We start from the raw sequence: 21,830 nt of genomic DNA on the forward strand, positions 1-21,830 counted from the left end.
GAGGCGTCCTTGGGGTCAGGCTTGTTGCAAATACTCAATCGGTTGCGCGGTGACGTTGCTGTTCTTTTTTACGAAGGCGGCACTCAACTCGATCACGCGGCGGTATTGCAGGTCGACGGTGATCATGTGGTAGCAGTTGTCGAGCAACACTTTGGTCACTTGGCCGCCCAAGTGGCGCTCCACGTAATCAGCGTTCCAGCGGCTGGTGATGTCGTCTTCGATGGAGTGCAACACCAGCGCAGGCGTGGTGATCGACGGCATGCGTTTTTTCACCACGGCGTTCATCCGGTGCAGTTCGCGCACGGTCACGCCTTCCATCGTCAGCAACCCGGCATTGCTGCTTTCGCCGGCTTTCATCTGGCGCTCGACAATCGCCCGCAAGCGCTCGTTCTTGATGCCGTAAGGCGGTTTTTCTTCAAAGCTGCACAGGTGCACACCACCCGGAATCGCCATCAGCAGCGGGGTCAGGAACGCCAGCTTGTTGATGCTCCAGCCGTCGTAACGCAAGGTGGTGGAATACATCAGCAAACCGGCGACCTGTCCGGGGTGTTCGGAGGCCACGTACATCGACATCACGGCGCCCATCGACAAGCCGCCAACGAACACCTGCTGGTGACGTTGGCGAATGCCGGCGAAGGTTTTGCGCACGCCTTCGTACCAGTCTTGCCAGCCGGTGGCTTGCAGGTCGCTGTTGTCACCGCAGTGCCCGGCCAGGGTCGGTACGTACACGGTGCACGTACCGTCTTTGGCCAGGCCCTGGGCCACCCGACGGAGTTCCGTCGGGGTGCCGGTTAGGCCGTGGATCAACAGGATCCCGACCTCACCTGTGCCGAGAACGAAACCGGCGTCGCCTTCGCCCAGATCGATCTCTGACGCGTTCACCGTTTCATCGCCCGGTGCAGCAGGCGGTCGAGCAGAGCCAGGCCCAGGTCGATTTCTTCGTAGCTGATTTCCAGCGACGGTGCCAGGGTGATGACGTTTTTGTAGTAGCCGCCCACGTCCAGAATCAGACCCAGACGCTTGCCGTCGATTTCGATGTCGCCCTTCATACCTTCTTCAACCATGTAGTCCAGGGTTGCCTTGTCTGGCGTGAAGCCGTCCGGGCCGCAGATTTCGCAGCGCAGGGCCAGGCCCAGACCGTCGACGTCGCCGATGATCGGGTAGCGTTTTTGCAGCTCTTGCAGGCCTTCCAGGAAGTATTTGCCTTTGGCCATGACCATCGCGCCGTAGTCGACTTCGCTGGTCATTTTGAACATTTCCAGGCCCACGGCGGTGCCCAGCGGGTTGGAGGCGAAGGTGGAGTGAGTCGAACCTGGCGGGAATACCTTAGGGTTGATCAGCTCTTCACGGGCCCAGATGCCGCCCAGCGGGTTCAGGCCGTTGGTCAGTGCCTTGCCGAAGACGATCACGTCAGGTTTGACGTCAAAGTGTTCGATCGACCACAGCTTGCCGGTACGCCAGAAGCCCATCTGGATTTCGTCGACCACCATCAAGATGCCGTGTTGATCCAGCACTTGCTTGAGTTCGCGGTAGAAGTTCATCGGTGGAATCACGTAGCCGCCGGTGCCCTGGATCGGCTCGACGTAGAACGCTGCGTATTCACTTTGACCGACTTTCGGGTCCCACACGCCGTTGTATTCAGTTTCGAACAGACGGGCGAATTGCTGTACGCAGTGGCTGCCGTATTCTTCTTTGGTCATGCCTTTAGGGCCGCGGAAGTGGTACGGGAACGGGATGAAGTTGGCACGCTCACCGAAGTGACCGTAGCGGCGACGGTAGCGGTAGCTCGAGGTGATCGAGGACGCGCCCAGGGTACGGCCGTGGTAGCCGCCTTCGAAGGCGAACATCAGGCTTTTGCCGTTGCTGGCGTTACGCACTACTTTGAGGGAGTCTTCGATGGACTGCGAACCGCCGACGTTGAAGTGCACGCGACCGTCGAGGCCGAACTTGTTTTTGGCGTCGACTGCGATGCGTTCCGACAGCTCGATCTTGCCTTTGTGCAGGTATTGGCTAGCGATCTGCGGCAGGGTGTCGATCTGTTGTTTCAGCGCGTTGTTCAGGCGCGGGTTGGCGTAACCGAAGTTAACCGCCGAGTACCACATTTGCAGGTCGAGGTAGGCCTGGTCTTCGGTGTCCCAAACGTAGGAGCCTTCGCAGCGGCTGAAAATACGTGGTGGCTCGATGTAGTGAACGGTATCGCCGTACGAGCAGTACTTGGCTTCTTTTTCCAGAAGAATCTGGTCTTCAGCGGTAGCGATTCGAATATCAGACATGATTGAAGAGTTCCTGCTGGTCACGAGAATAATGAGGGGCGTTAGCGGCGTTGCTTGGCAATTTGGCCAGCAAGGCCGGGAGTTCAGCGAAAGAGTCGAAGCGTGCGTACGGGATGCCGTTGCGCTCGCAGTGGTCGGCCAGGCTGTCTTTGGCAAACACGAAGTCGGCGGACGAGGCCACGCACATGTCGGAACGGCCATCGCCAATTACCAGCACGCGTTTGCCGCTAGGCGTGGACTTGCATTTGCAGTTGCCCGAGGCGGCGCGGCAGGCGTCGCTGGAGTAAGGGAAGTCAATGCGCCAGCTGTTCTGGTCAACCTGACGCAAGCGGTTGGCGAGGATCGGCAGCAGGGTCACGTAATTGCGTGCCAGGATGCGCGCGATGCCTTGCTCGATGCCGTCGCTGACCACTTCCAGGGTCGCGCCGAGGCCGATGACGTGATCGACGAAGTCCGGGAAGTCCGGGTCAATCTCCACCGTATCGAAATAGGCCAGCAATTCGGCTGGCGAGGCTTTGACCAGCGACAGCTGGCGGCTCAGGCATTCACGCGAACCGATTTCACCTTGCACCCATTGTTCTTCGATCGTCTCCCAGCTAGGGTCAGCGAAGCGTTGAAGAATGTTGTCGATGACGTCGGTACGGGTAATGGTCCCGTCGAAATCACACACGATATGCCATTGCATCATCTGCATTGTCCTGTTGAGGAGAGGCGCTGTTTGCGCATGAACAGGCAATTGCATCGACTGTGCCAACTTGCCAAAGCCCCGCGGGCGCGGGCCTTGGCGGCGGGTGCGAGCAAATTGGCGTCGTGGAGCTACAATTTTTGTAGCTCGCTACAAACAACATCAGTGCTTGCGTCGTTCGGCCAAAAAAGCGATTGATGCGCGCATGAATTTCTATGGAACCCGTTTTATGAAAACGCCTTTGTCTGCTTTTGTGCTGTTCACTCTGCTAAGCGCTGGTGCGCACGCGGCCGATGGCCCGAGTGGTGAAGCAGGCGTAGGGGTGGGCTATCAGCCATACGACCCGAGTGGCAGCCGCTACCAGACAGTGCCGCTGCCTTATTTTGATGTGGACTGGGGCGATTTCAGTCTGGACACCGACGACGGCCTGACCTGGAACGCGCTCAACGCCAATGGCTGGACGGCGGGGCCATTTATCAACTATTTGCCGGGGCGTAATGCCAACGGCTCGTTGCGCGGCTTGCGCGATGTGTCCGACATGGCGCAACTGGGCGGCTTTGTTCAATACAGCCCGGCTGACTTTTGGCGTTTATATGTGCAAGTGGGCCAAACGGTGGGCGCCGCTGGCGGGCAGGGCGGTGTGTTGGGCCAGGTGGGCGGCGAGTTGGGTTATCCGCTGGGCTTCGGGATTATTGGCAGCAGCCAATTGTCAGCGCACTTTGCCGATGGCCGGCAGATGTCGACCTTCTTTGGGGTCAATGCCAGTGAGGCCCAGGCGTCGGGCATTGCGCGGTACAACGCCAGTGGCGGTTTCCAGAATGTCACCCTGACTCAGAACTTTGAATTCCCGCTGGCGCAACATTGGTCGCTGGTGGCCAGCGCGAGCTGGATACGTCTGGTCGGCTCGGCGGCCGACAGCAGCATCGTCAAAGAAATAGGCGATGTGAACCAGGGCACGGTACAGACAGCGGTGAGCTACAAGTTTTAAACATGTAGCCGCTGACGAGGTACGAGGCTGCGACAGGTTGCGAAGCGACCTCCAGGCGGCGGTCCTGCGGCCTGCATCGCAGCCTCGTGCCTCGTCAGCGACTACAGTCAGTGTTCTGGTTCACCATCGGCCAGCAGCGCAATGCCGACAATAATCACCGCCACGCCCGCCCAGTGCAGCAGGCTGATGTGTTCTCCCAGCCCTAGCCACGACCCCAGCAAAACCCCCACAAACACCAGCGAACTCAGCGGGAAGGCCAGCGACAGGCTGCTGCGCCGCAGAATCAGCATCCACACAAAAAAGGCCCCGATGTAGCAAGCGATAGCAACCCAAACACCCGGGTTGGTCATGACCGCTTGCAACCATTGCAGGGTGAAATCCATCTGCCCGAGTTGGTCGCCGCCGACTTTGGTAGCGATTTGCCCGCCGCTTTCGAGGATGATCAGCAGCGCCCACAGCACCACGGTGCCCAAGCGGCCATGCAGCCAGCCGTCGGCTGTTGTGTTCATCGGTTCAGTTTTTTCCACGCATTAGCTCCTTAAGCTCCGGCGATGCAGACCAGCATCACGCCAAGGGTGATCACCAGGGTTCCTATCCAGCGCCGACGGCTGACGTGTTCCCCCAAAAACACCTTGCCGGCGAACACCACGCCGCAATACGCCAGCGCAGCGGCGGGGAATAACAGGCTCAGCGGTGCACGTGACAAGGCTTCGAGCCAGACAAAAAATTCGATCACATAGGCGCCGATCCCGGCCCACAGCAGGGGGGCGTTAAACACCTGGCCCCAGAACGCATTGAGGCGAAAACCGCCTTCGAGCTCAGGCAAACGGTCGAGGCCGACCTTGAAACACAATTGGCCGATGACATCGAGCACGATAGAAAACGCCACCAGCAAAATCACAATCAGCGTCACGGGAACAACTCCTCAAACAGCGTAATCAGCGCGTCGTTAGTGGTTGAGTTGCGCAAGAGGTCAGTGTCACTCCAGCGCTCCGGCGGCGGTTGATCGGACTTGGCCTCCCAGCGTTTGAGCACGTTGCTGTGCGGGGCTTTGGCAAACTCGCCGCACACATCAATGCCCAGTACACGCTTGCTCGCGGCGAGGGCGCGGATGGCGTGCAACAAGTGGCTCAAGCGCATGCCGCCCTGGTCCCAGTTGGTGGCCGCGTCTTCACTGGCCAGCACGTCTTTGTCTATGGTGATCCAAATGGCGTCTGTCGGCAGCCCCAGAGTCAGTTGCTCGATAAAGGTCGGCCAGTCCTGATCAGCCAGGTTGCGCCAGTGCAGGAGGTTTTCCCGTTGTTCATGGCCAGCGGCATCACCGATCCGCCCCCAGACTTTGGTGGGCGCGTGTTGCCAAGGGAAGAGCTGCAAGTCGCCTCGTTGTATGGCACCGAGGTTGCCGCCCTTGAACTGCGGGTTCTCCAGGTCATCGCTGCACGGGCCGAGAGTGATGATGCGTTTGATATTCGGCAGTTTCAGTGCGCGATTGATCCACGACCCGCAATGGCGGCGGGGCGCAAAGCGAACCCAGTCGGGGTGGTTATCGAAGTGAATCAGTGTCACCGGTTCGCTCAGATCAGCCAGCAGGGCCGGGGTGAGATGGTGATAGTCACCGGAGCCGACAAAGAAGATTTCTGGCGTGTTCGCACGGGGTTTCGGGCGTTGTTGCAGCTGTTTGACGAAGCGCTGGTAATTGCGCTCGGTTGACCAGAGACGCAATTTTGGGCCCAGGGCCAATAAATCGAGGCGGGTTGCGCGGCCATCGGCCAATCGCTGCGCAATAGGCGCTTGAGCGGTCAGGCTGTGATCGAGATCGAGAATGTTCAATGTGTGATTTACCCCATTCAATCGCCGCCGGACTATGCCGGGCGGGCTTTTCAGGGTAAATGCAAGGTGCGTGCCTGCTTTGCCAATCTGCGTCTGTAGGAGCGAGCTTGCTCGCGATCTTTTGATCTTGATCTGGCTTGAGGTCTTGATCTAAAAGGCCCCGTCAACCATGTGTCCGGTCTCTACACGCTTTTTGCAAAGTGACGCGCCGTAAGGGCGGAACCCTAAGTGGCCGTTGCCACAGCAATGGATATGTACAGAAGTACAAGAGCCCTCTCACCCTAGCCCTCTCCCGAAGGAGAGGGAACCGATTGGGGGATGCTGAAGATATTCGGTGGCCTGTTTGCTGCGCGACAGCGCGGCGTCGAAGACGGGGTGGCCCTTCCTGCAGGTAATGTGTGTCAGTGCAACCGTACCCAAACGCTCACCAGCACGGTGGCAGCTATCAGCCAGGCCACTGCTGCCAATGCCAGCGAAGCTTCAAGACGCAATCGGTCTACCAGCACGTACAAAGCGGCCAGGTAAACGAAGTACGGAATGATCGACCACATGCCGAACACGATGGTGGTCTTCAGGTCGTCTAACGAGCGTCCTTTGCCGACGATGTAGTGGGCGATCAAGGCGAAGGTCGGGAACAGCGGCACCAGCCCTGCAATGTAGTAGTTTTTGGTTTTGGCCAGGATCGCCAGGATGATGACGACCGCTGCCCCTAATGCCGCTTTAAGAATCAGATCCATCAGTGTGCGAGCCCGTATTTTTTAACTTTGTCGAATAACGTGGTTTTGGCCATGCCCAGTTCCTGGCTGGCTTGCGTCAAGTTGCCACCGCTGCGTTGCAAGGCATCGCTGAGCAAGGTCCGTTCGAAGGCTTCGACGGCCTCGGAAAAGCCCAACCCTTGCGAGGCATTGCTGCCGGGCTTTTTAAACGCGGGCAGGCCCAGGGCAAAGCGCTCGGCCACGTTGCGCAGTTCGCGCACGTTACCCGGCCAGTCATGGCTCATGAGGTTGGACAAGGTTTGATTGTCCAGCTCTGGCGCGGTGCGGTCGAAACGCAGGGACGACTGCTGGAGGAAATATTCGAACAGTTGCAGGATGTCTTCGCGACGCTCACGCAAAGGCGGCAGCTCGAGGGTGACCACGTTCAAACGGTAATACAGGTCGCTGCGAAATTGGCCGGCTTTGCCCAGTTGATCAAGGTCGGACTTGGTGGCGGCAATGACCCGGCAATCGACGTCAATGCTCTGGTTCGAGCCCAGGCGTTCCAGGGTCCGCTCCTGCAACACCCGCAGCAATTTGATTTGCAGGTTGAGCGGCATGCTTTCGACTTCGTCGAGAAACAGCGTGCCGCCGTTAGCGTGCTCGATTTTGCCAATCCGGCGTTTTCCAGCACCGGTAAAGGCATTGGCTTCGTGACCGAAGATTTCGCTTTCAAAGAGGTTTTCCGGAAGCCCGCCGCAGTTAAGCGCGACAAATTGCCGGGGCTGGCGGCGGCTGAAGTCGTGCAGGCAACGGGCGACCAATTCTTTGCCGGTGCCGGTTTCGCCTTCAATCAGCACGTTGGCTGACGTATCGGCGACGTTCGCGATCAATTCGCGCAATTGCTGCATGGCCGGGGAGCGGCCGATGATACGTCCCTCAAGCGAGTCGCGCTCGGCCAGTTGCCGGCGCAGCGACCACACTTCACGGGCCAGGCTGCGTTGCTCCAGCGCTCTGCGTGCGACATCGACCAGCCGTTCCGGGGAGAACGGCTTCTCCATGAAGTCATAGGCGCCGTCGCGCATTGCGCCCACGGCAATGGAAATATCGCCATGCCCGGTAATCAACACCACCGGCAGGCTGCGGTCGCGGGCCTTAAGGCGTTTGAGCAGCTCCAGGCCATCGATGCCTGGTAAGCGAATGTCACTGATGACGATGCCGGGGAAGTTATCACCTACCCGTTCCAGCGCCTGTTCGGCGCTGCTGACGCCTTCGCTGTGAATGTCTTCCAGTGCGAGCGCCTGTTGGCATCCCAAGAGTACGTGAGGGTCATCTTCAACAATCAGGACGGTCAGCTCGTGGTTCATATCGGCTCGGCCTTAGCGGGTTGCACCAGCGGTAAAAGGAGGACAAACGCAACACCACCGGTCTGCGGGAACTCGACACTAAGGTTGCCGCCCGCCGCTGCGGCGAGGCTGGCAGACAGCGTCAAGCCAAGGCCCAGGCCTTGTTCGCCGGGTTTGGTGGTGAAAAACGGTTCAAACAGATGCTTACGGTTTTCGGGATCAATACCCGGGCCGTTGTCGCGCACACGCAATCGGTATTTGCCGTCACTGTGCTCGCCCTCAAGCCATAGCTGTGGAGCCGTTGGCTGTTCCTGAAGAGCGTCGAGGGCGTTGCCGATCAAATTGAGCAGGATCTGCTCAAGTCGGGTTTGATCGATTTTGAGGGCGGCATCGCTGAAGTGTCGATGCAGTTCAATGCCGGAGCCTTCAAGACGGCTGACGAGCAGTTGCAATACGGCTTCGACCGCTTTGTTCAGGTTGGCCTGGCCATGATCGTCGCCGCGTCGGGCAAACGAGCGCAGGTTGGCGGTGATGCGGCCCATGCGGTCAACCAGGTTATTAATGGTGCTGAGGTTGTTGGCCGCAACGGTCAGGTCGCCGCGCTCCAGAAAACGCACGGTATTGCCGGACAGGGTGCGCAGGGCCGCCAGGGGCTGGTTCAGTTCATGGGCAATGCTGGTGGACATTTGCCCGATGGCCGCCAGTTTTCCGGCCTGGACCAGTTCGTCCTGGGCACGGCGCAGGGTTTCTTCGGCCTGGCGCCGCTCGCGAATCTGGCCTTTGAGGCGTTCGTTACTGGCGCGCAAGTGGGCTGTGCGCTCAGTGATTTTGCGTTCCAGCTGGCTATTGGCCTCTTGTAAGGCCTCACGGGCTGCCAGCCGGGTGGCGATGACTTTGCGCCGTTCATTCCAGGCAATCAGCAGAATGGCCAGCAGTGCAAACGCGCCTGCCAGCAGCATGCCCTGGTTGGCAGCTTCGCGGCGCAGGTCCTGCAAGGGCGTCAGCAGGGTGATGTCCCACGGCGTGTCGTTAAGCCTGCGAGTCTGGGCCAGGTAACTGACTTCTTTGTCGTCGGTCACCACTTCGCTGTTGGCGGTAAAGGTGACTTTTTCAATGCCATCGCCCAGATGCTCGCGCTCAAGGGGTTCGAGTTCGATCAGCGGCCACCAGTAGTACTGCAGGCTGCGGGCTAACTTCTCTTTGATGTCAGCGGTCAGCGGGCGTACCGACTTGAGCCGTCGGCTTGGATCGCTGGACAGGATAATGATGCCGTTTTCATCACTCACGTAGGCTTCGAGGCGGGCGCGTTGCCAGCGTTCTTCAAGCGCTTCGAGACGCACTTTGATCACCGCGACGCCAATAATCTTGCCTTGTTCTTCCAGGCCATGGGCCAGGTAATAACCGGGCTCGCCCGTGGTGCTGCCGATGCCATAGAAACGCCCGGGCTGACCGCGTACCGCGTCCTGAAAATAGGCGCGGAAAGACAAGTCCTCACCCAGGTAACTGTCGATATCCCGCCAGTTACTGGTGGCAACGACCCGACCGGTGGTGTCGAGCACATAAATGGCCCGGCTGCGGCTGCGGCGGTTCAAGCCTTCGAGGTATTGATTGACGGCGACCCGGTTTTGCACGCTCGGGTCAGCCAGTAATGTGGACACACTGGACTCCAGCTCAAGGAGGCTGGGCAGGTAAGTGTATTTGCTGAGTTCGCTTTCGACGGTGCGCGCGTGCAGTTCAAGCTGGCGCTCACCGCTTTCGCTCAGGGTGGTGATGCCAAAATGTTCACTGATGCGGTAACCCGCATAACCTAACCCGATCATCATCAGGATAATCAGCGGCGGCAGCAGCAAGTGACGAAGCAGACGTGGTTTCACGGCAAGTGAGGGCGGGGCACCGCGATAAAGGTTGGGGTCGCATTTCATCACAGATGCCTTGGGTCAACCACTGCGCACTAATGTATTACGGACATGTAGCCGCTGCCGTAGGCTGCGATGGGCTGCATCGCAGCCCCGGCTCTATTAAAAGCGAAGGTCCTTCGGCCCTTATCGCAGCCTTCGGCAGCGGCTACAGTAGCGTTATTTAGTGCTGCAGGATTTTGGCGAGGAAGTGCTGGGCACGCTCGGAACGGGCGCTTACGTCACCAAAGAACTCTTCTTTCTCACAGTCTTCGACGATCTTGCCCTGGTCCATAAAGATCACCCGGTTGGCCACTTTGCGTGCAAAACCCATTTCGTGGGTCACGCACATCATGGTCATGCCTTCGTGGGCCAGTTGAACCATAACGTCGAGGACTTCGTTCACCATTTCCGGGTCGAGTGCCGAGGTCGGTTCGTCGAACAGCATGACGATCGGGTCCATGGCCAAGGCGCGGGCAATTGCGACACGCTGCTGCTGACCGCCAGACAATTGGCCGGGGTGCTTGTGGGCATGGGCCGACAAACCTACGCGCTCCAGCAGTTCGAGGCCTTTTTTGGTGGCTTCTGCCTTGCTGCGACCCAGGACCTTGACCTGCGCAATGGTCAGGTTTTCGGTGATGGTCATGTGCGGGAACAGTTCGAAATGCTGGAACACCATGCCAACGCGCGAACGCAGTTTTGGCAGGTTGGTCTTCGGATCGGCAATCGATGTGCCGTCAACCACGATGTCGCCTTTCTGGAACGGTTCAAGGGCGTTGACGCACTTGATCAAGGTCGATTTGCCCGAGCCCGACGGGCCGCAGACTACAACCACTTCGCCTTTTTTGACTTCGGTACTGCAATCGGTCAGTACCTGGAAGTCCCCGTACCACTTGTTGATGTTCTTGATCGAGATCATACGGCAAACCTTTTTTGCAGACGCTTGACCAGCAGCGAGGCGGAAAAGCTGATGATGAAATACACCAGACCGGCGAAAATCAGGAATTCGTTGGAGCGGCCGATGATATCGCCACTGGAGCGCGAAGCATTGAGGAAATCAACCAGGCCCACGGTGTAAACCAGCGAGGTGTCCTGGAACAAAATGATGCTTTGCTGCAACAGCAACGGGGTCATCTTGCGAAACGCCTGAGGCAGGATGATCAGGCGCATGGCCTGGCCGTAGCTCATGCCCAGCGCTTTGGCTGCGCCCATCTGGCCTTTGGGAATCGACTGCACACCGGCCCGTACGATTTCGCAAAAGTAGGCGGCTTCGAACATGACGAAAGCCACCATGCACGACTCGAAAGCACCGATTGGCGTGTCTTTGCCGGTGATCCAGCGCAGCACGAACGGCACGGCCAGGTAGAACCAGGTAATCACCAGCAGCAGCGGGATCGAACGGAAGTAGTTCACGTAAGCGCCGGCCAGGTTGGCCAGCCACTTGCTGGACGACAAGCGCATCAATGCCAGCACGGTGCCGAGTGCAACGCCACCGATAACCCCGAGCACCATCAGCTTCAAGGTCATGATCATGCCGTTCCACAGGCCCGGCAGGGCTGGAACGATACCGCTGAAATCGAAGAAGTCCATTATTTACCCCCCAAAGACATCAGACCGGGTACGGCGACTTTCTTCTCGATCAGACGCATCAGCAACATCAGGCTCATGTTCAGGGTGAAGTAGATAAGCGTGGCCAAGGTGAAGGCTTCAAACAGGTTGGCGGAGAACTCGGCCGTCTGTTTGGTTTGCGCCAGCAGTTCCATCAAACCGATCAGGGACGCCACCGAGGAGTTCTTGAACACGTTGAGGAACTCAGAGGTGAGCGGTGGAATGATGATGCGGTAAGCCTGGGGCAGCAGCACGTTCCAGTAGATTTGCGACAGGCTGAAACCCATGGCACGGGCAGCCGACTCTTGGCCGCGCGGCAAGGCTTCGATACCGGTACGCACTTGTTCGCACACCCGTGCAGCGGTAAACAGACCCAGACACACCACCACGCTCAAGTAGGCCGAGGTCGTAGGGCTGAGGTCTTGCTTGTACCAGTCCTGCAGGTTTTGCGGCAGCAGATCGGGTACCAGGAAGTACCACATGAACAGCTGTACCAGCAGGGGTACATTTCGGAAAACTTCCACGTAAACCGTGGCGATACCCGCGATAAAACGGTTCGGCAAGGTGCGCATCACGCCCAGCAGCGAACCCAGTATCAGCGCGACAATCCAGGCGACAACAGCGATCGCGATGGTCCAGCCCAGTCCGGTAATAAACCAGTCGAGATACGTCTCGCTGCCTACGCCGGTGGACTTGAAGAATACGCTCCAGTCCCAGTTGTAATTCATTCAGGGTCTCCCCTCAGATGGGTCTATAGACAAGCACGTGCTTCAGGGAATCCGTTCACACCGACAGTGCTGTCGGGCACACGCAAACCGCTCGATAACCAACGGTTCGAGTGCTCACTAATCAATAAGAAGCCAGTGCGCAGCAGGAGAACAAAGCCTGCGAGTGCGCTTATGCGCACTCACACGCTTAGGTGTTCAGGTATCAGGCTGCTGGTTTTTCTGGCGCAGGCTTGTCATTTGGATTGGCAATCAACTCTTTGAGCTCTTTGCTCATCGGGAAGTTGAGGTTCAGACCTTTTGGCGGGATAGGGGACTGGAACCACTTGGCGTAGGATTTTTCAACGTCGCCTGATTTGTAGTAAGCCACGATGGCGTCATCTACAGCTTTTTTGAAGTCCGGATCGCCTTTGCGCACCATGCAGCCGTAGATTTCGTACGACTGTGGTGTACCTGTTACGGCCCAGTCATCCGGCTTCTTGGCTTTGGCCATTTCACCGGCCAGCAGGGCGTCGTCCATCATGAAGGCAACAGCACGGCCCGACTCAAGCATGTTGAAGGCTTCGCCGTGGTCTTTTGCCGAGATCACGTTCATGCCCATCTGCTTGTCAGCATTCATGGCCTTGAGGATACGCTCGGAGGTGGTACCTGCGGTGGTGACGACGTTTTTGCCTTTCAGGTCAGCGAAGTCTTTGTACTGCGAGTCTTTTTTGGACAGCAGACGGGTACCGATTTCGAAAATGCCGACCGAGAAATCCACTTGCTGAGCGCGTTCGGCGTTGTTGGTGGTGGAGCCACATTCAACGTCAACGGTACCGTTTTGTACCAGCGGGATACGGGTCTGGGAGGTGACCAGGTTGTATTTGACCTTGAGGTCCGGCAGGTCGAGTTGCTTTTTCAGCCCTTCAACGATTGCCAGTTGCACATCGTGCGAGTAGCCAACCGGCTTGCCGGTGCCATCAGCGATGTAAGAAAACGGGATAGAGGAGTCACGATGCCCAAGGGTGATGGTGCCGGATTCTTTGATTTTCTTCAGTGTGCCGGTCAGTTCAGCGGCGAATACTGGAGTGCTAATCAGAGCTACAGCAATGGCTGCACTCAAAAGTTGCGGAACGATGCGCATCGATTTTTCCTCGACATTGTTTTTTTTATTTGAGCCCGTTCACGAGCCCTTTAGATACTTCGAAACGCTAAACAGATTAAACGCTGTTTTCGCATTCGGCCCTGAGTGTAGAGCATGAGTCATGCCAGAGACGGAATTAAACTTTAAATTATTGATTTGTAAAGGTTTTAAAGTTTTTTAGGCGGGGCGTGGGAGGAGGGGCGCCCGGAAAGCCGAATAGTACGGCGATAGGTGTTCGGAAAACCGAATGGGGAAATACCGCTTATCGGTGGGGGAGAAGAAACACCGCGATCTTTCTATGTTTAAAAGATCGCGGGGTTTACACCTGCAACGGCATATTCATGCGTACAGGGGTTAAGCCGCTTCAACCTTGCGCTGCTTGAGGTTCAGGCTGGCCATGTAGTGCGCCAGGCGCTCTTGCTCGGCGGCAGTGGTGAACAGGCCCAATTTAGTCCGGCGCCACAGGATGTCCTGCGCATCCAGTGCCCATTCCTGGCGGCACAGGTAGTCCACCTCGCGGCTATAGAGGCCGCTGCCGATGTGCTCACCCATCTCGCTCAAGCTTTGCACGCCGTCCAGCAACTGCCAGGAGCGGCTTCCGTAGGTAATTGCCCAGCGTTTGGCAATGGCTGCGTCCAGCCAGTTGTGTTTGCTGATCAGGGCCGCGCTCAGGGCTTGAGGCGTGGTCATGTCTTCGCCGCCCGGCAAGGTCGCTGTGGCCGTCCAGCTCGGTTTGATCTGGGTGAAGAACGGTGTCAGTTGCGCCATGGCCGACTCGGCCAGTTTGCGGTAAGTGGTCAATTTGCCACCGAATACGGACAGCAGCGGGGCTTCGCCCGAAGCGCCTGACAGAGCCAAGGTGTAATCGCGGGTTACCGCTGACGGGTTGTCCGACTCGTCATTGCACAATGGGCGTACACCGGAGTAAGTGCGCAGAATGTCGTCACGGCTCAGTTGCTGCTTGAAGTGCGAGTTGATCACGTTCAACAGGTAATCGGTTTCTGCCTCGGTGATGCTGACCGTGGCCGGGTCGCCTGTGTACTCGCGGTCTGTGGTGCCAATGATGGTGAACTGGTCCAGGTAAGGAATGGTGAACACGATCCGTTGGTCTTCGTTCTGCAAAATAAACGCGTTAGGCGCGTCATACAATTTGGGCACGATCAGGTGGCTGCCTTGAATCAGGCGGATGCCGTACGGCGAGTCCAGTTTCAGATCGTCTTTAATAAATTTGGCAACCCAAGGGCCAGCAGCGTTTACCAAGGCTTTGGCGCGAATCGAAAACAGGCTGCCGTCAGCGTGCTCAAAGTTCAATTCCCACAGGCCTTTACTACGTTGCGCGCCGACGCAGCGAGTCTGGGTGTGGATGTGAGCGCCGTTTTCACGCGCAGACATGGCGTTGAGTACGACAAGGCGAGCGTCATCGACCCAGCAATCGGAGTATTCGAAGCCTTTAGTGATTTCAGGCTTGAGCGGGCTGTCGGCGCCGAACTTAAGGCTCACAGAACCAGCGAGTTTTTCGCGTTTGCCCAGGTTGTCGTATAAAAACAGACCCGCACGAATCATCCACGCCGGACGCAGGTGTGGGCGATGCGGTAATACAAAGCGCATGGGTTTGACAATGTGCGGGGCTTTGGCCAGCAACACTTCACGCTCGGCCAGGGCTTCGCGCACCAAGCGGAACTCGTAATGTTCAAGGTAGCGCAGGCCGCCGTGAATCAGCTTGCTGCTGGCAGACGAGGTATGGCTGGCCAAGTCGTCTTTTTCGCACAGGAATACCGACAGGCCGCGCCCTGCAGCGTCAGCCGCAATGCCGACACCATTGATCCCGCCGCCAATCACGGCAACGTCGTATACCTCTGAGAGGGGGGTGGCAGGCAAGGTGGTCAAGGGCATGTCGGGGCCTCGCGTTGTTCACGCATATTTGAATTCGAACATTAATGTTCATTTTCGAAAATGTTAGCGGATAAAGACGCGCACAGCCAGCTTACTTCGATTGAAAAAACTCATCGAAGAGCGTCGAAAGGAAGATTTTCGAACATTTAGAGTGTCGCAGGGCGCTGTAGGAGCTGCTGAGGCACGAAAGCTGCGATCTTTTAAAGTGGTATTAAAAGATCGCAGCCTTCGGCAGCTCACAGTGGGGGCTTGGTGTGGGTTAAACCACTTCGAGGCGGATTTTGTTCTGTGCCAGCAATTGGGTCAGTTCAGGCACTGGGTGCTGGTCGGTCACCAGGCAATCAATCAAGCTGATCGGGCCCAGTCGTACCATGGCGTTACGGCCGAATTTGCTGGAGTCCGCCGCCAGAATCACTTGTCGGGCGTTGGAGATAATTGCCTGAGAAACGCGCACCTCCTGGTAATCGAAATCCAGCAAGCTGCCATCCGAATCAATACCGCTGATGCCGATCAGGGCGAAATCAAACTTGAACTGATTAATAAAGTCAACGCTGGCCTGGCCCACGATGCCGCCGTCTCGGCGTACGTTACCGCCGGCTATCAGCACTTCAAAGTCGTCTTTGGCGCTGAGGATTGAGGCAACGTGCAGGTTGTTGGTGATGATTTTCAGGTGGTTATGGTTGAGCAGTGCCCGGGCAATCGACTCGGTGGTGGTGCCGATGTTGATGAAAATCGAGGCGTGGTCAGGAATCTGGGCGGCGATAGCTTCACCGATACGGCGTTTTTCATCGCGCATCTGGTCGGCGCGCATGGCATAGGCCGTGTTTTCAACGCTGGAATCATAGGCCGCGCCACCGTGATAACGACGCAACAAATCGGCCTCGGCCAACTGGTTAATGTCGCGGCGGATGGTCTGCGGTGTAACAACGAACAACTGAGCCATTTCCTCGATGCTGACATAGCCGCGCTCGCGAACGAGTTCGAGGATCTGCTGTTGGCGTGGAGGCAGATTCATGGAGTTTCCTTTGGGCGGCGAAGCAAAAGTCGCTCATGATGCCGCAGGAAGGGCCCGACCTGCTACACGCAGGTGCCATGAATACAGATATGACAACGGGCGCGAAGGGCGCCCGTTGGGTGTTTTACCGACAATTTAACCGTGCAGGCTTAGTTGCTTTCTTCGTGGGGTTCCCAGTCGCGTGTACGCTCTACGGCTTTTTTCCAGCCAGCGTAGAGCTTCTCTTTGCTCGCTTCTTCAAGCTGAGGTTCGAATTCGCGCTCGATCACCGCTTTGCTGCGCAATTCATCCAGGCTGCCCCAGAAGCCGCAGGCCAGACCGGCCAGGTAGGCGGCGCCCAAGGCTGTGGTTTCACGCATTTGTGGGCGTTCGACCATGGTGCCGAGGATGTCAGCCTGAAATTGCATCAGGAAGTTGTTGGCCACCGCGCCACCGTCAACGCGCAAGGCTTTCAGGCGTTCGCCCGAGTCCTGCTGCATGGCGTCCAGTACGTCGCGAGTCTGGTAGGCAATCGACTCAAGGGCTGCACGAATAATGTGGTCTACCCGTACGCCACGGGTCAGGCCGAACAGTGCTCCACGGGCATACGGGTCCCAGTAAGGCGCGCCCAGGCCGGTGAACGCAGGCACCAGATACACGCCATTGCTGTCTTTGACCTTGTTGGCAAAGTATTCGGTGTCGTGTGCATCGTTGATGATTTTCAGCTCGTCGCGTAGCCATTGCACTGTCGAGCCGCCGTTGAAGACCGCACCTTCCAGCGCATAGGCCACTTCGCCGCGTGGGCCGCAAGCGATGGTGGTCAGCATGCCGTGGGTCGACTGAACCGCGTTGGTGCCGGTGTTCATCAGCAGGAAGCAACCGGTGCCATAGGTATTTTTAGCCTGACCCGGCTCGACGCACATCTGGCCAAACAACGCGGCTTGCTGGTCACCGGCAATCCCGCCGATGGCGATGCCGCTTTTGGTGCGGCCATAGATTTCGGAAGAGGATTTAACCTCTGGCAGCATTTCGCGCGGGATATCCAGCACATCCAGCATCTTGGCATCCCACTCCAGGGTGTGGATGTTGAAGAGCATGGTGCGCGAGGCGTTGGTGTAGTCGGTGACGTGGGTCTTGCCGCCGGTAAATTTCCAGATCAGCCAGCTGTCGACGGTGCCGAACAGCAATTCGCCCTTGCGCGCGCGCTCGCGGCTGCCTTCGACGTTGTCGAGAATCCACTTGAGCTTGGTACCGGAGAAGTAGGGGTCAGTCACCAGGCCGGTGGTTTCGCGAATGTACTGTTCATGACCACCGCGCTTGAGCTGTTCGCAGATTTCGGTGCTGCGACGGCATTGCCAGACGATGGCGTTGTAGATCGGGCGGCCGCTGATCTTGTCCCACACCACCGTGGTTTCACGCTGGTTGGTGATGCCGATTGCCGCTACCTGGTCGTGGTGCAGACCGGCCTGGGCCAGCGCCTCGACCATGACCGCGCTCTGGGTGGCGAAGATTTCCATCGGGTCATGTTCAACCCAGCCGGCTTGCGGGTAATGCTGTTGAAACTCGCGTTGCGCGGTGCAGACCACGTTGGCGTCACGATCAAAAATGATCGCTCGCGAACTGGTAGTGCCTTGGTCCAGCGCAATGATGTAGTTCTTATTCTGAATGTCGGTCATGGGGTTGCCTTGCAGAATGAAGTAATGGTTTCCGGGCGCGAGCAGGTTACGGGCAGTAGTCTCATGCGCCCCGTTTCATAAGTCGATATCAGGACGCCTGGGTTTTAACCTCGGCGACCGCTGGAGCGTGCGCAGGTGCGGACTCAGGCTGGGGCAAGTGACGGGCAATCAGCCCGCGATAAATGGCCGCGCCGAGGCAGGCACCGACGATGGGTGCAAAAATTGGAATCAGGAAATAAGGAATATCGCGGCCACCAGTGAAGGAAATTTCACCCCAGCCAGCAAAGAAAGTCATCAGTTTAGGTCCGAAGTCACGCGCCGGGTTCATCGCAAAACCGGTCAGCGGGCCCATCGAGCTGCCGATTACGGCAATCAACAGACCAATCAGCAATGGCGCCAGCGGGCCGCGTGGCAGGCCATTTTTGTCGTCGGTGAGGGCCATGATCACGCCCATGAGGATGGCGGTGATCACCACTTCAACGAGGAAAGCTTGCAACGTGGAGAGCGCCGGGTGCGGGTAAGTAGAGAAGACCGAGGCTAATTCGAGGCTGGCCTGGCTGCCGCGAACCATGTTGTGCGCTTGTTCATAATCGAAGAACAAATTGCTGTAGAGCGTATAAACCAACGCCGCCGCACAAAAGGCCCCGGCGACTTGAGCAAGGATGTAGAACGGCAGCTTACGTTTATCAAAATCGGTAAACAGGCACAGCGCAATACTGACCGCCGGATTCAGATGTGCACCGGAAACCCCGGCTGTCAGGTAAATCGCCATGCTGACGCCAATGCCCCAGATGATGCTGATTTCCCATAAGCCAAAGCTGGCGCCCGCGACCTTGAGAGCCGCAACGCATCCTGTACCGAAAAATATGAGCAGTGCAGTGCCGAGAAATTCGGCGAGGCACTGACCTGAAAGCTTGGGGTGCTGCGTTGCAGTCGTCATTTGAAACCTCTTTTTTGTTGTTTTTTGACGTCGTTAGTCAGGGGTGGCAGTGCAGCGGTACAGAAAAAACAGATGCCGTTTTTTAGGAAAATCATGGGTCGGTAACAGAACATAGGTAATAGGCGGTATGTTCAGATTCGAAAAATATAGACAACAAACACTGCTGTCAAAGGTCGAAAGTGAACGATGCGCCACATTCTGACTTTCACATGAGCTTTTGGTGCTGGTTTTATGTAAGAAAAAAATACAAATTGGCAGGAAAGAGTGTAACGTTTCAGCGCTAAATAGTGCCGGGAAGCCCGTTCCAGCGCGTTTTTTGTCGGCTAATGGCTTAAAATCCGGCCCTGGATTCTTTAGTCAATTCATCACAGGGGCTGTCATGACGCCTGCATTGGACCTGCTGAAAAAAGTTCGCGCCGAACATCGAGTACACAGCTATGAGCATGTCCCCAAGGCCGCGTCCTACGGGCTGGAGGCAGCAGAAAAGCTCAACCTTGAACCGGCTCAAGTGTTCAAGACGCTGTTGGCCAGCAGTGAAAAGAGTGAATTATTGGTTGCGGTTGTACCGGTCGTCGGAAGTCTTGACCTTAAAGCGCTGGCGCAGGCGGCCGGGGTCAAAAAAGTCGAAATGGCTGACCCTGCGGCAGCCCAACGTGCCACGGGTTACCTGTTGGGCGGGATCAGCCCGCTGGGGCAAAAGAAGCGTCTGCGAACGTTTATTGATGAAAGCGCCAAGGCGTTCGAGACGATTTATGTCAGCGCCGGACGGCGCGGGCTGGAAGTGGAGCTGGCTCCGGCCGTGCTGGCTGAGCACACGCAGGCCAAGTTTGCAGAGATCGGGCGGGAATAAAAAGGTATGAGCTAGCTTGTCTCGCGATCTTTTAACTATCAAAAGATCGCGGGACAAACCATTCGTATCACTGAGCGGTGCTAAAACGCCTTACGCCGGATTCCGAGTGAGGGATCTGAGCCGCTGTGCTGCCGCTGCCCTGAAACATCACCAAGTGTTCTGCCGCCACCCGGATGCCGACTTCCGTGCCGGGTGCGTGATCGGCATGGCTTGGAAAAATCGACTCTAGCTGGCTGCCCGTGGGTAGTTGCAAGCGGTACAGGGTCGATGCACCAAGGAAGGTCTTGCCGATGATTTTGGCTTTAAGCGCGCTATCAGGGGCGTAGACGATGTCATCCGGGCGCAGCAGGACATCAACAGCCCCGCCGGTTGGCCAGCTATAAGCCCGGTTGCCGCGCAATACGCCCAACTCGGTCTGTACCGACTCAGGGCTGAGCAATTGCCCACGAATGAAATAGCCCTGGCCGATAAAGCTCGCTACATATGGCGTCAGAGGCTCGTGGTAAAGGTTGTAGGGCGTATCCCACTGTTCCAGGCGACCCTCTTTAAACACCCCTACGTGATCACTGACGGCGAAGGCTTCTTCCTGGTCGTGGGTCACCAGAATGGCACTGGTACCGCGCGCTTTTAGAATGTCGCGCACTTCATGGCTCAGCTTGCGGCGTAGTTCACCGTCAAGGTTCGAGAAGGGCTCGTCCAGTAACAGCAGTTGGGGCTCCGGAGCCAAGGCCCTGGCGAGGGCAACGCGTTGCTGTTGGCCACCCGAAAGCTCGTGCGGGAAGCGCTTGCCCAGGTCTTTTAGATTGACCAGTTCCAGCAGTTCTTCGATCACGCGGTCTTTGTTCGGGTGCTTGCGAATACCAAACGCAATGTTGTCGGCCACGCTCAGGTGTGGGAACAGGGCGTAGTCCTGAAACACCATGCCGATGCGACGTTTTTCCGGGGCCAGGGTAAAACCGGCGCTGGAGATGACTTCGCCCGCAAGCTGGATTTCACCCTGGTGAACCGGCTCAAAACCGGCAATCGCCCGCAGCGTTGTGGTTTTGCCGCAACCCGAGGAGCCGAGCAGGCAACCAATATCACCAGCATTGAGGTGCAGATTGAGGTTCTGCACCACGCTCTGGCCTTGATAGCCACAGGCCAGATCCCGCAGGTTGAGCAATAGCGGCTGACTCATGCGGGTTGGTACGCAGGTTTGGCCAGAAACTCCAGCAACGCTTTTTGCGCGTGCAGACGGTTTTCCGCTTGGTCCCAGGCTACAGAGCGCGGGTCGTCCAGCAGGTCGAGGCTGATTTCTTCACCACGGTGAGCGGGCAAGCAGTGCATGAACAGGACGTCTTCGGCGGCCAGGTCAAGCAGGGCACGGTCAACCTGGTAGGGCGCAAACAGCTTCAGGCGTTTGGCGGTTTCTTCTTCCTGGCCCATGGAGGTCCAGACGTCTGTGCTGACCAGGTGTGCATCGCGCACCGCTTCACGCGGGTCACGCACGATGCTCACGCGATCGCCGGCCAGCGCAACGAACTCAGGGTTCGGCTCGTAGCCTTCAGGGCAGGCAACGCGCAGGTGGAAGTCGAACTGGATGGCGGCTTCTATATAGCTGTTGCACATGTTGTTGCCGTCACCGATCCAGGCCACGGTTTTGCCTTTGATCGAGCCACGGTGTTCGAGGAAGGTTTGCATGTCGGCCAGCAACTGGCACGGGTGCAGGTCATCGGACAGGCCGTTGATCACCGGGACGCGCGAATTGGCGGCGAATTCGGTCAGGGTGTTGTGGCCAAAAGTACGGATCATCACGGCGTCGAGCATGCGCGACATTACAATTGCGCAGTCGCCAATCGGCTCACCGCGGCCCAATTGAGTATCGCGAGGGGACAGGAAAATAGCCTGGCCGCCCAGTTGGATCATGCCGGCTTCAAATGACAGACGGGTGCGGGTCGATGACTTTTCGAAAATCATGCCCAAGACGCGGTTTTTCAAAGGTTCGATAAGAACGCCGCGATCACGCAGGTCTTTTAGCTCGATACCGCGACGGATGACGCTGACTAGCTCTTCGGGCGTGCAATCCATCAGGGAGAGAAAGTGCCTTGCGCTCATCATTAACTACCTTCTTTGCAACGACCGCAGAACTCAAAGCCGGGTTTTTCGGAAAAAACGGCGAGACCTGCGGCGAAAGCCGCACGGGGCGACGAAATAGGGGAAGGCGCGATCTTATAAGGAAATGTCGCGTCTTGCCAATATGGGTCACGTTTTGAGGTTTATGCGAGTCTTGCGCTGCATGAGCACGCGGCTGAAACCACGGTTAAGTGATT

General features: G+C 57.5%; 21 protein-coding genes. 2 read left to right on the plus strand and 19 right to left on the minus strand.

The genetic code is table 11. The features are described from left to right. Window positions 1-15: 15 nt before the first annotated feature. Genes GHO32_RS01650 through GHO32_RS01660 form a run of 3 tightly spaced genes read right to left on the minus strand, consistent with a single transcriptional unit; the run spans window position 16 to window position 2,961 of the window. Window positions 16-882 (minus strand): carboxylesterase, encoded by an 867-nt coding sequence (locus tag GHO32_RS01650; RefSeq protein WP_123751457.1) that lies wholly within the window; start codon window positions 880-882, stop codon window positions 16-18. Beyond that, complete coding sequence (locus GHO32_RS01655) at window positions 879-2,273, minus strand: aspartate aminotransferase family protein (RefSeq protein WP_153327219.1); 1,395 nt, start codon at window positions 2,271-2,273, stop codon at window positions 879-881. Before GHO32_RS01655 ends, GHO32_RS01650 begins: the two co-directional genes overlap by 4 nt. Continuing rightward, window positions 2,266-2,961: an MtnX-like HAD-IB family phosphatase gene (locus GHO32_RS01660; protein ID WP_048385988.1), complete on the minus strand. Its 696-nt coding sequence runs from the start codon at window positions 2,959-2,961 to the stop codon at window positions 2,266-2,268. The genes GHO32_RS01655 and GHO32_RS01660 overlap by 8 nt, the downstream gene beginning before the upstream one ends. Window positions 2,962-3,187: 226 nt before the next feature. On the opposite strand from GHO32_RS01660, the gene GHO32_RS01665 reads away from it, so the two are divergent. Continuing rightward, a complete protein-coding gene (locus GHO32_RS01665) occupies window positions 3,188-3,946 on the plus strand; it encodes a MipA/OmpV family protein (protein WP_153333744.1) in 759 nt (252 codons plus the stop codon). Window positions 3,947-4,053: 107 nt separating this feature from the next. Here the strand turns inward: GHO32_RS01665 and GHO32_RS01670 are convergent, their stop codons facing one another. The 14 genes from GHO32_RS01670 to GHO32_RS01735 form a co-directional block, all read right to left on the minus strand. Next, the gene (locus GHO32_RS01670) at window positions 4,054-4,455 is read right to left on the minus strand and encodes an EamA family transporter (RefSeq protein ID WP_153333821.1); all 402 of its coding nucleotides are present in this window, start codon (window positions 4,453-4,455) and stop codon (window positions 4,054-4,056) included. Between the two features lie 29 nt (window positions 4,456-4,484). Beyond that, window positions 4,485-4,859, minus strand: a complete 375-nt coding sequence (locus tag GHO32_RS01675) for an EamA family transporter (protein WP_323370802.1) — start codon at window positions 4,857-4,859, stop codon at window positions 4,485-4,487. Then, window positions 4,856-5,776, minus strand: a complete 921-nt coding sequence (locus tag GHO32_RS01680) for an arginase (protein ID WP_153333746.1) — start codon at window positions 5,774-5,776, stop codon at window positions 4,856-4,858. The genes GHO32_RS01675 and GHO32_RS01680 overlap by 4 nt, the downstream gene beginning before the upstream one ends. Window positions 5,777-6,177: 401 nt before the next feature. After that, window positions 6,178-6,504, minus strand: a complete 327-nt coding sequence (locus tag GHO32_RS01685; RefSeq protein ID WP_368668314.1) for a GlpM family protein — start codon at window positions 6,502-6,504, stop codon at window positions 6,178-6,180. 8 nt (window positions 6,505-6,512) lie between these two features. Further along, the gene (locus tag GHO32_RS01690) at window positions 6,513-7,838 is read right to left on the minus strand and encodes a sigma-54 dependent transcriptional regulator (RefSeq protein WP_153333750.1); all 1,326 of its coding nucleotides are present in this window, start codon (window positions 7,836-7,838) and stop codon (window positions 6,513-6,515) included. After that, the gene (locus tag GHO32_RS01695; protein ID WP_153333752.1) at window positions 7,835-9,739 is read right to left on the minus strand and encodes an ATP-binding protein; all 1,905 of its coding nucleotides are present in this window, start codon (window positions 9,737-9,739) and stop codon (window positions 7,835-7,837) included. The genes GHO32_RS01690 and GHO32_RS01695 overlap by 4 nt, the downstream gene beginning before the upstream one ends. A 157-nt stretch (window positions 9,740-9,896) precedes the next feature. After that, on the minus strand, window positions 9,897-10,631 hold the full coding sequence (locus tag GHO32_RS01700) for an amino acid ABC transporter ATP-binding protein (protein ID WP_123751463.1): 735 nt from the start codon (window positions 10,629-10,631) through the stop codon (window positions 9,897-9,899). Further along, window positions 10,628-11,302, minus strand: a complete 675-nt coding sequence (locus GHO32_RS01705; RefSeq protein WP_048369409.1) for an amino acid ABC transporter permease — start codon at window positions 11,300-11,302, stop codon at window positions 10,628-10,630. The genes GHO32_RS01700 and GHO32_RS01705 overlap by 4 nt, the downstream gene beginning before the upstream one ends. Beyond that, a complete protein-coding gene (locus GHO32_RS01710; protein WP_153327213.1) occupies window positions 11,302-12,048 on the minus strand; it encodes an amino acid ABC transporter permease in 747 nt (248 codons plus the stop codon). Before GHO32_RS01710 ends, GHO32_RS01705 begins: the two co-directional genes overlap by 1 nt. 202 nt (window positions 12,049-12,250) lie before the next feature. Continuing rightward, on the minus strand, window positions 12,251-13,168 hold the full coding sequence (locus tag GHO32_RS01715) for a glutamate/aspartate ABC transporter substrate-binding protein (RefSeq protein WP_153333754.1): 918 nt from the start codon (window positions 13,166-13,168) through the stop codon (window positions 12,251-12,253). Window positions 13,169-13,522: 354 nt separating this feature from the next. Beyond that, window positions 13,523-15,061 (minus strand): glycerol-3-phosphate dehydrogenase, encoded by a 1,539-nt coding sequence (glpD, locus tag GHO32_RS01720; RefSeq protein ID WP_153333756.1) that lies wholly within the window; start codon window positions 15,059-15,061, stop codon window positions 13,523-13,525. Window positions 15,062-15,320: 259 nt separating this feature from the next. Then, window positions 15,321-16,076, minus strand: coding sequence for a DeoR/GlpR family transcriptional regulator (locus GHO32_RS01725; protein WP_048369413.1), 756 nt, complete (start codon window positions 16,074-16,076; stop codon window positions 15,321-15,323). 149 nt (window positions 16,077-16,225) lie between these two features. Further along, window positions 16,226-17,731: a glycerol kinase GlpK gene (gene glpK / locus GHO32_RS01730; protein WP_048386009.1), complete on the minus strand. Its 1,506-nt coding sequence runs from the start codon at window positions 17,729-17,731 to the stop codon at window positions 16,226-16,228. An 88-nt stretch (window positions 17,732-17,819) separates the two neighbouring features. Then, window positions 17,820-18,671: an MIP/aquaporin family protein gene (locus GHO32_RS01735; protein WP_048369415.1), complete on the minus strand. Its 852-nt coding sequence runs from the start codon at window positions 18,669-18,671 to the stop codon at window positions 17,820-17,822. Window positions 18,672-19,050: 379 nt separating this feature from the next. Here GHO32_RS01735 and ybaK point away from each other — a divergent pair, with 379 nt between their 5' ends. After that, a complete protein-coding gene (gene ybaK, locus GHO32_RS01740; RefSeq protein WP_153333758.1) occupies window positions 19,051-19,521 on the plus strand; it encodes a Cys-tRNA(Pro) deacylase in 471 nt (156 codons plus the stop codon). A gap of 67 nt (window positions 19,522-19,588) precedes the next feature. On the opposite strand, the gene GHO32_RS01745 is transcribed toward ybaK, so the two are convergent. Together GHO32_RS01745 and argF are read right to left on the minus strand one after the other, a co-directional pair. Next, window positions 19,589-20,698 (minus strand): ABC transporter ATP-binding protein, encoded by a 1,110-nt coding sequence (locus GHO32_RS01745; RefSeq protein ID WP_048386013.1) that lies wholly within the window; start codon window positions 20,696-20,698, stop codon window positions 19,589-19,591. Continuing rightward, window positions 20,695-21,615, minus strand: coding sequence for an ornithine carbamoyltransferase (argF, locus tag GHO32_RS01750; protein ID WP_153333823.1), 921 nt, complete (start codon window positions 21,613-21,615; stop codon window positions 20,695-20,697). The genes GHO32_RS01745 and argF overlap by 4 nt, the downstream gene beginning before the upstream one ends. Window positions 21,616-21,830 lie beyond the last annotated feature (215 nt).

The organism is Pseudomonas sp. FSL R10-2189, assembly GCF_009600325.1.
Lineage (GTDB): Bacteria > Pseudomonadota > Gammaproteobacteria > Pseudomonadales > Pseudomonadaceae > Aquipseudomonas > Aquipseudomonas helleri.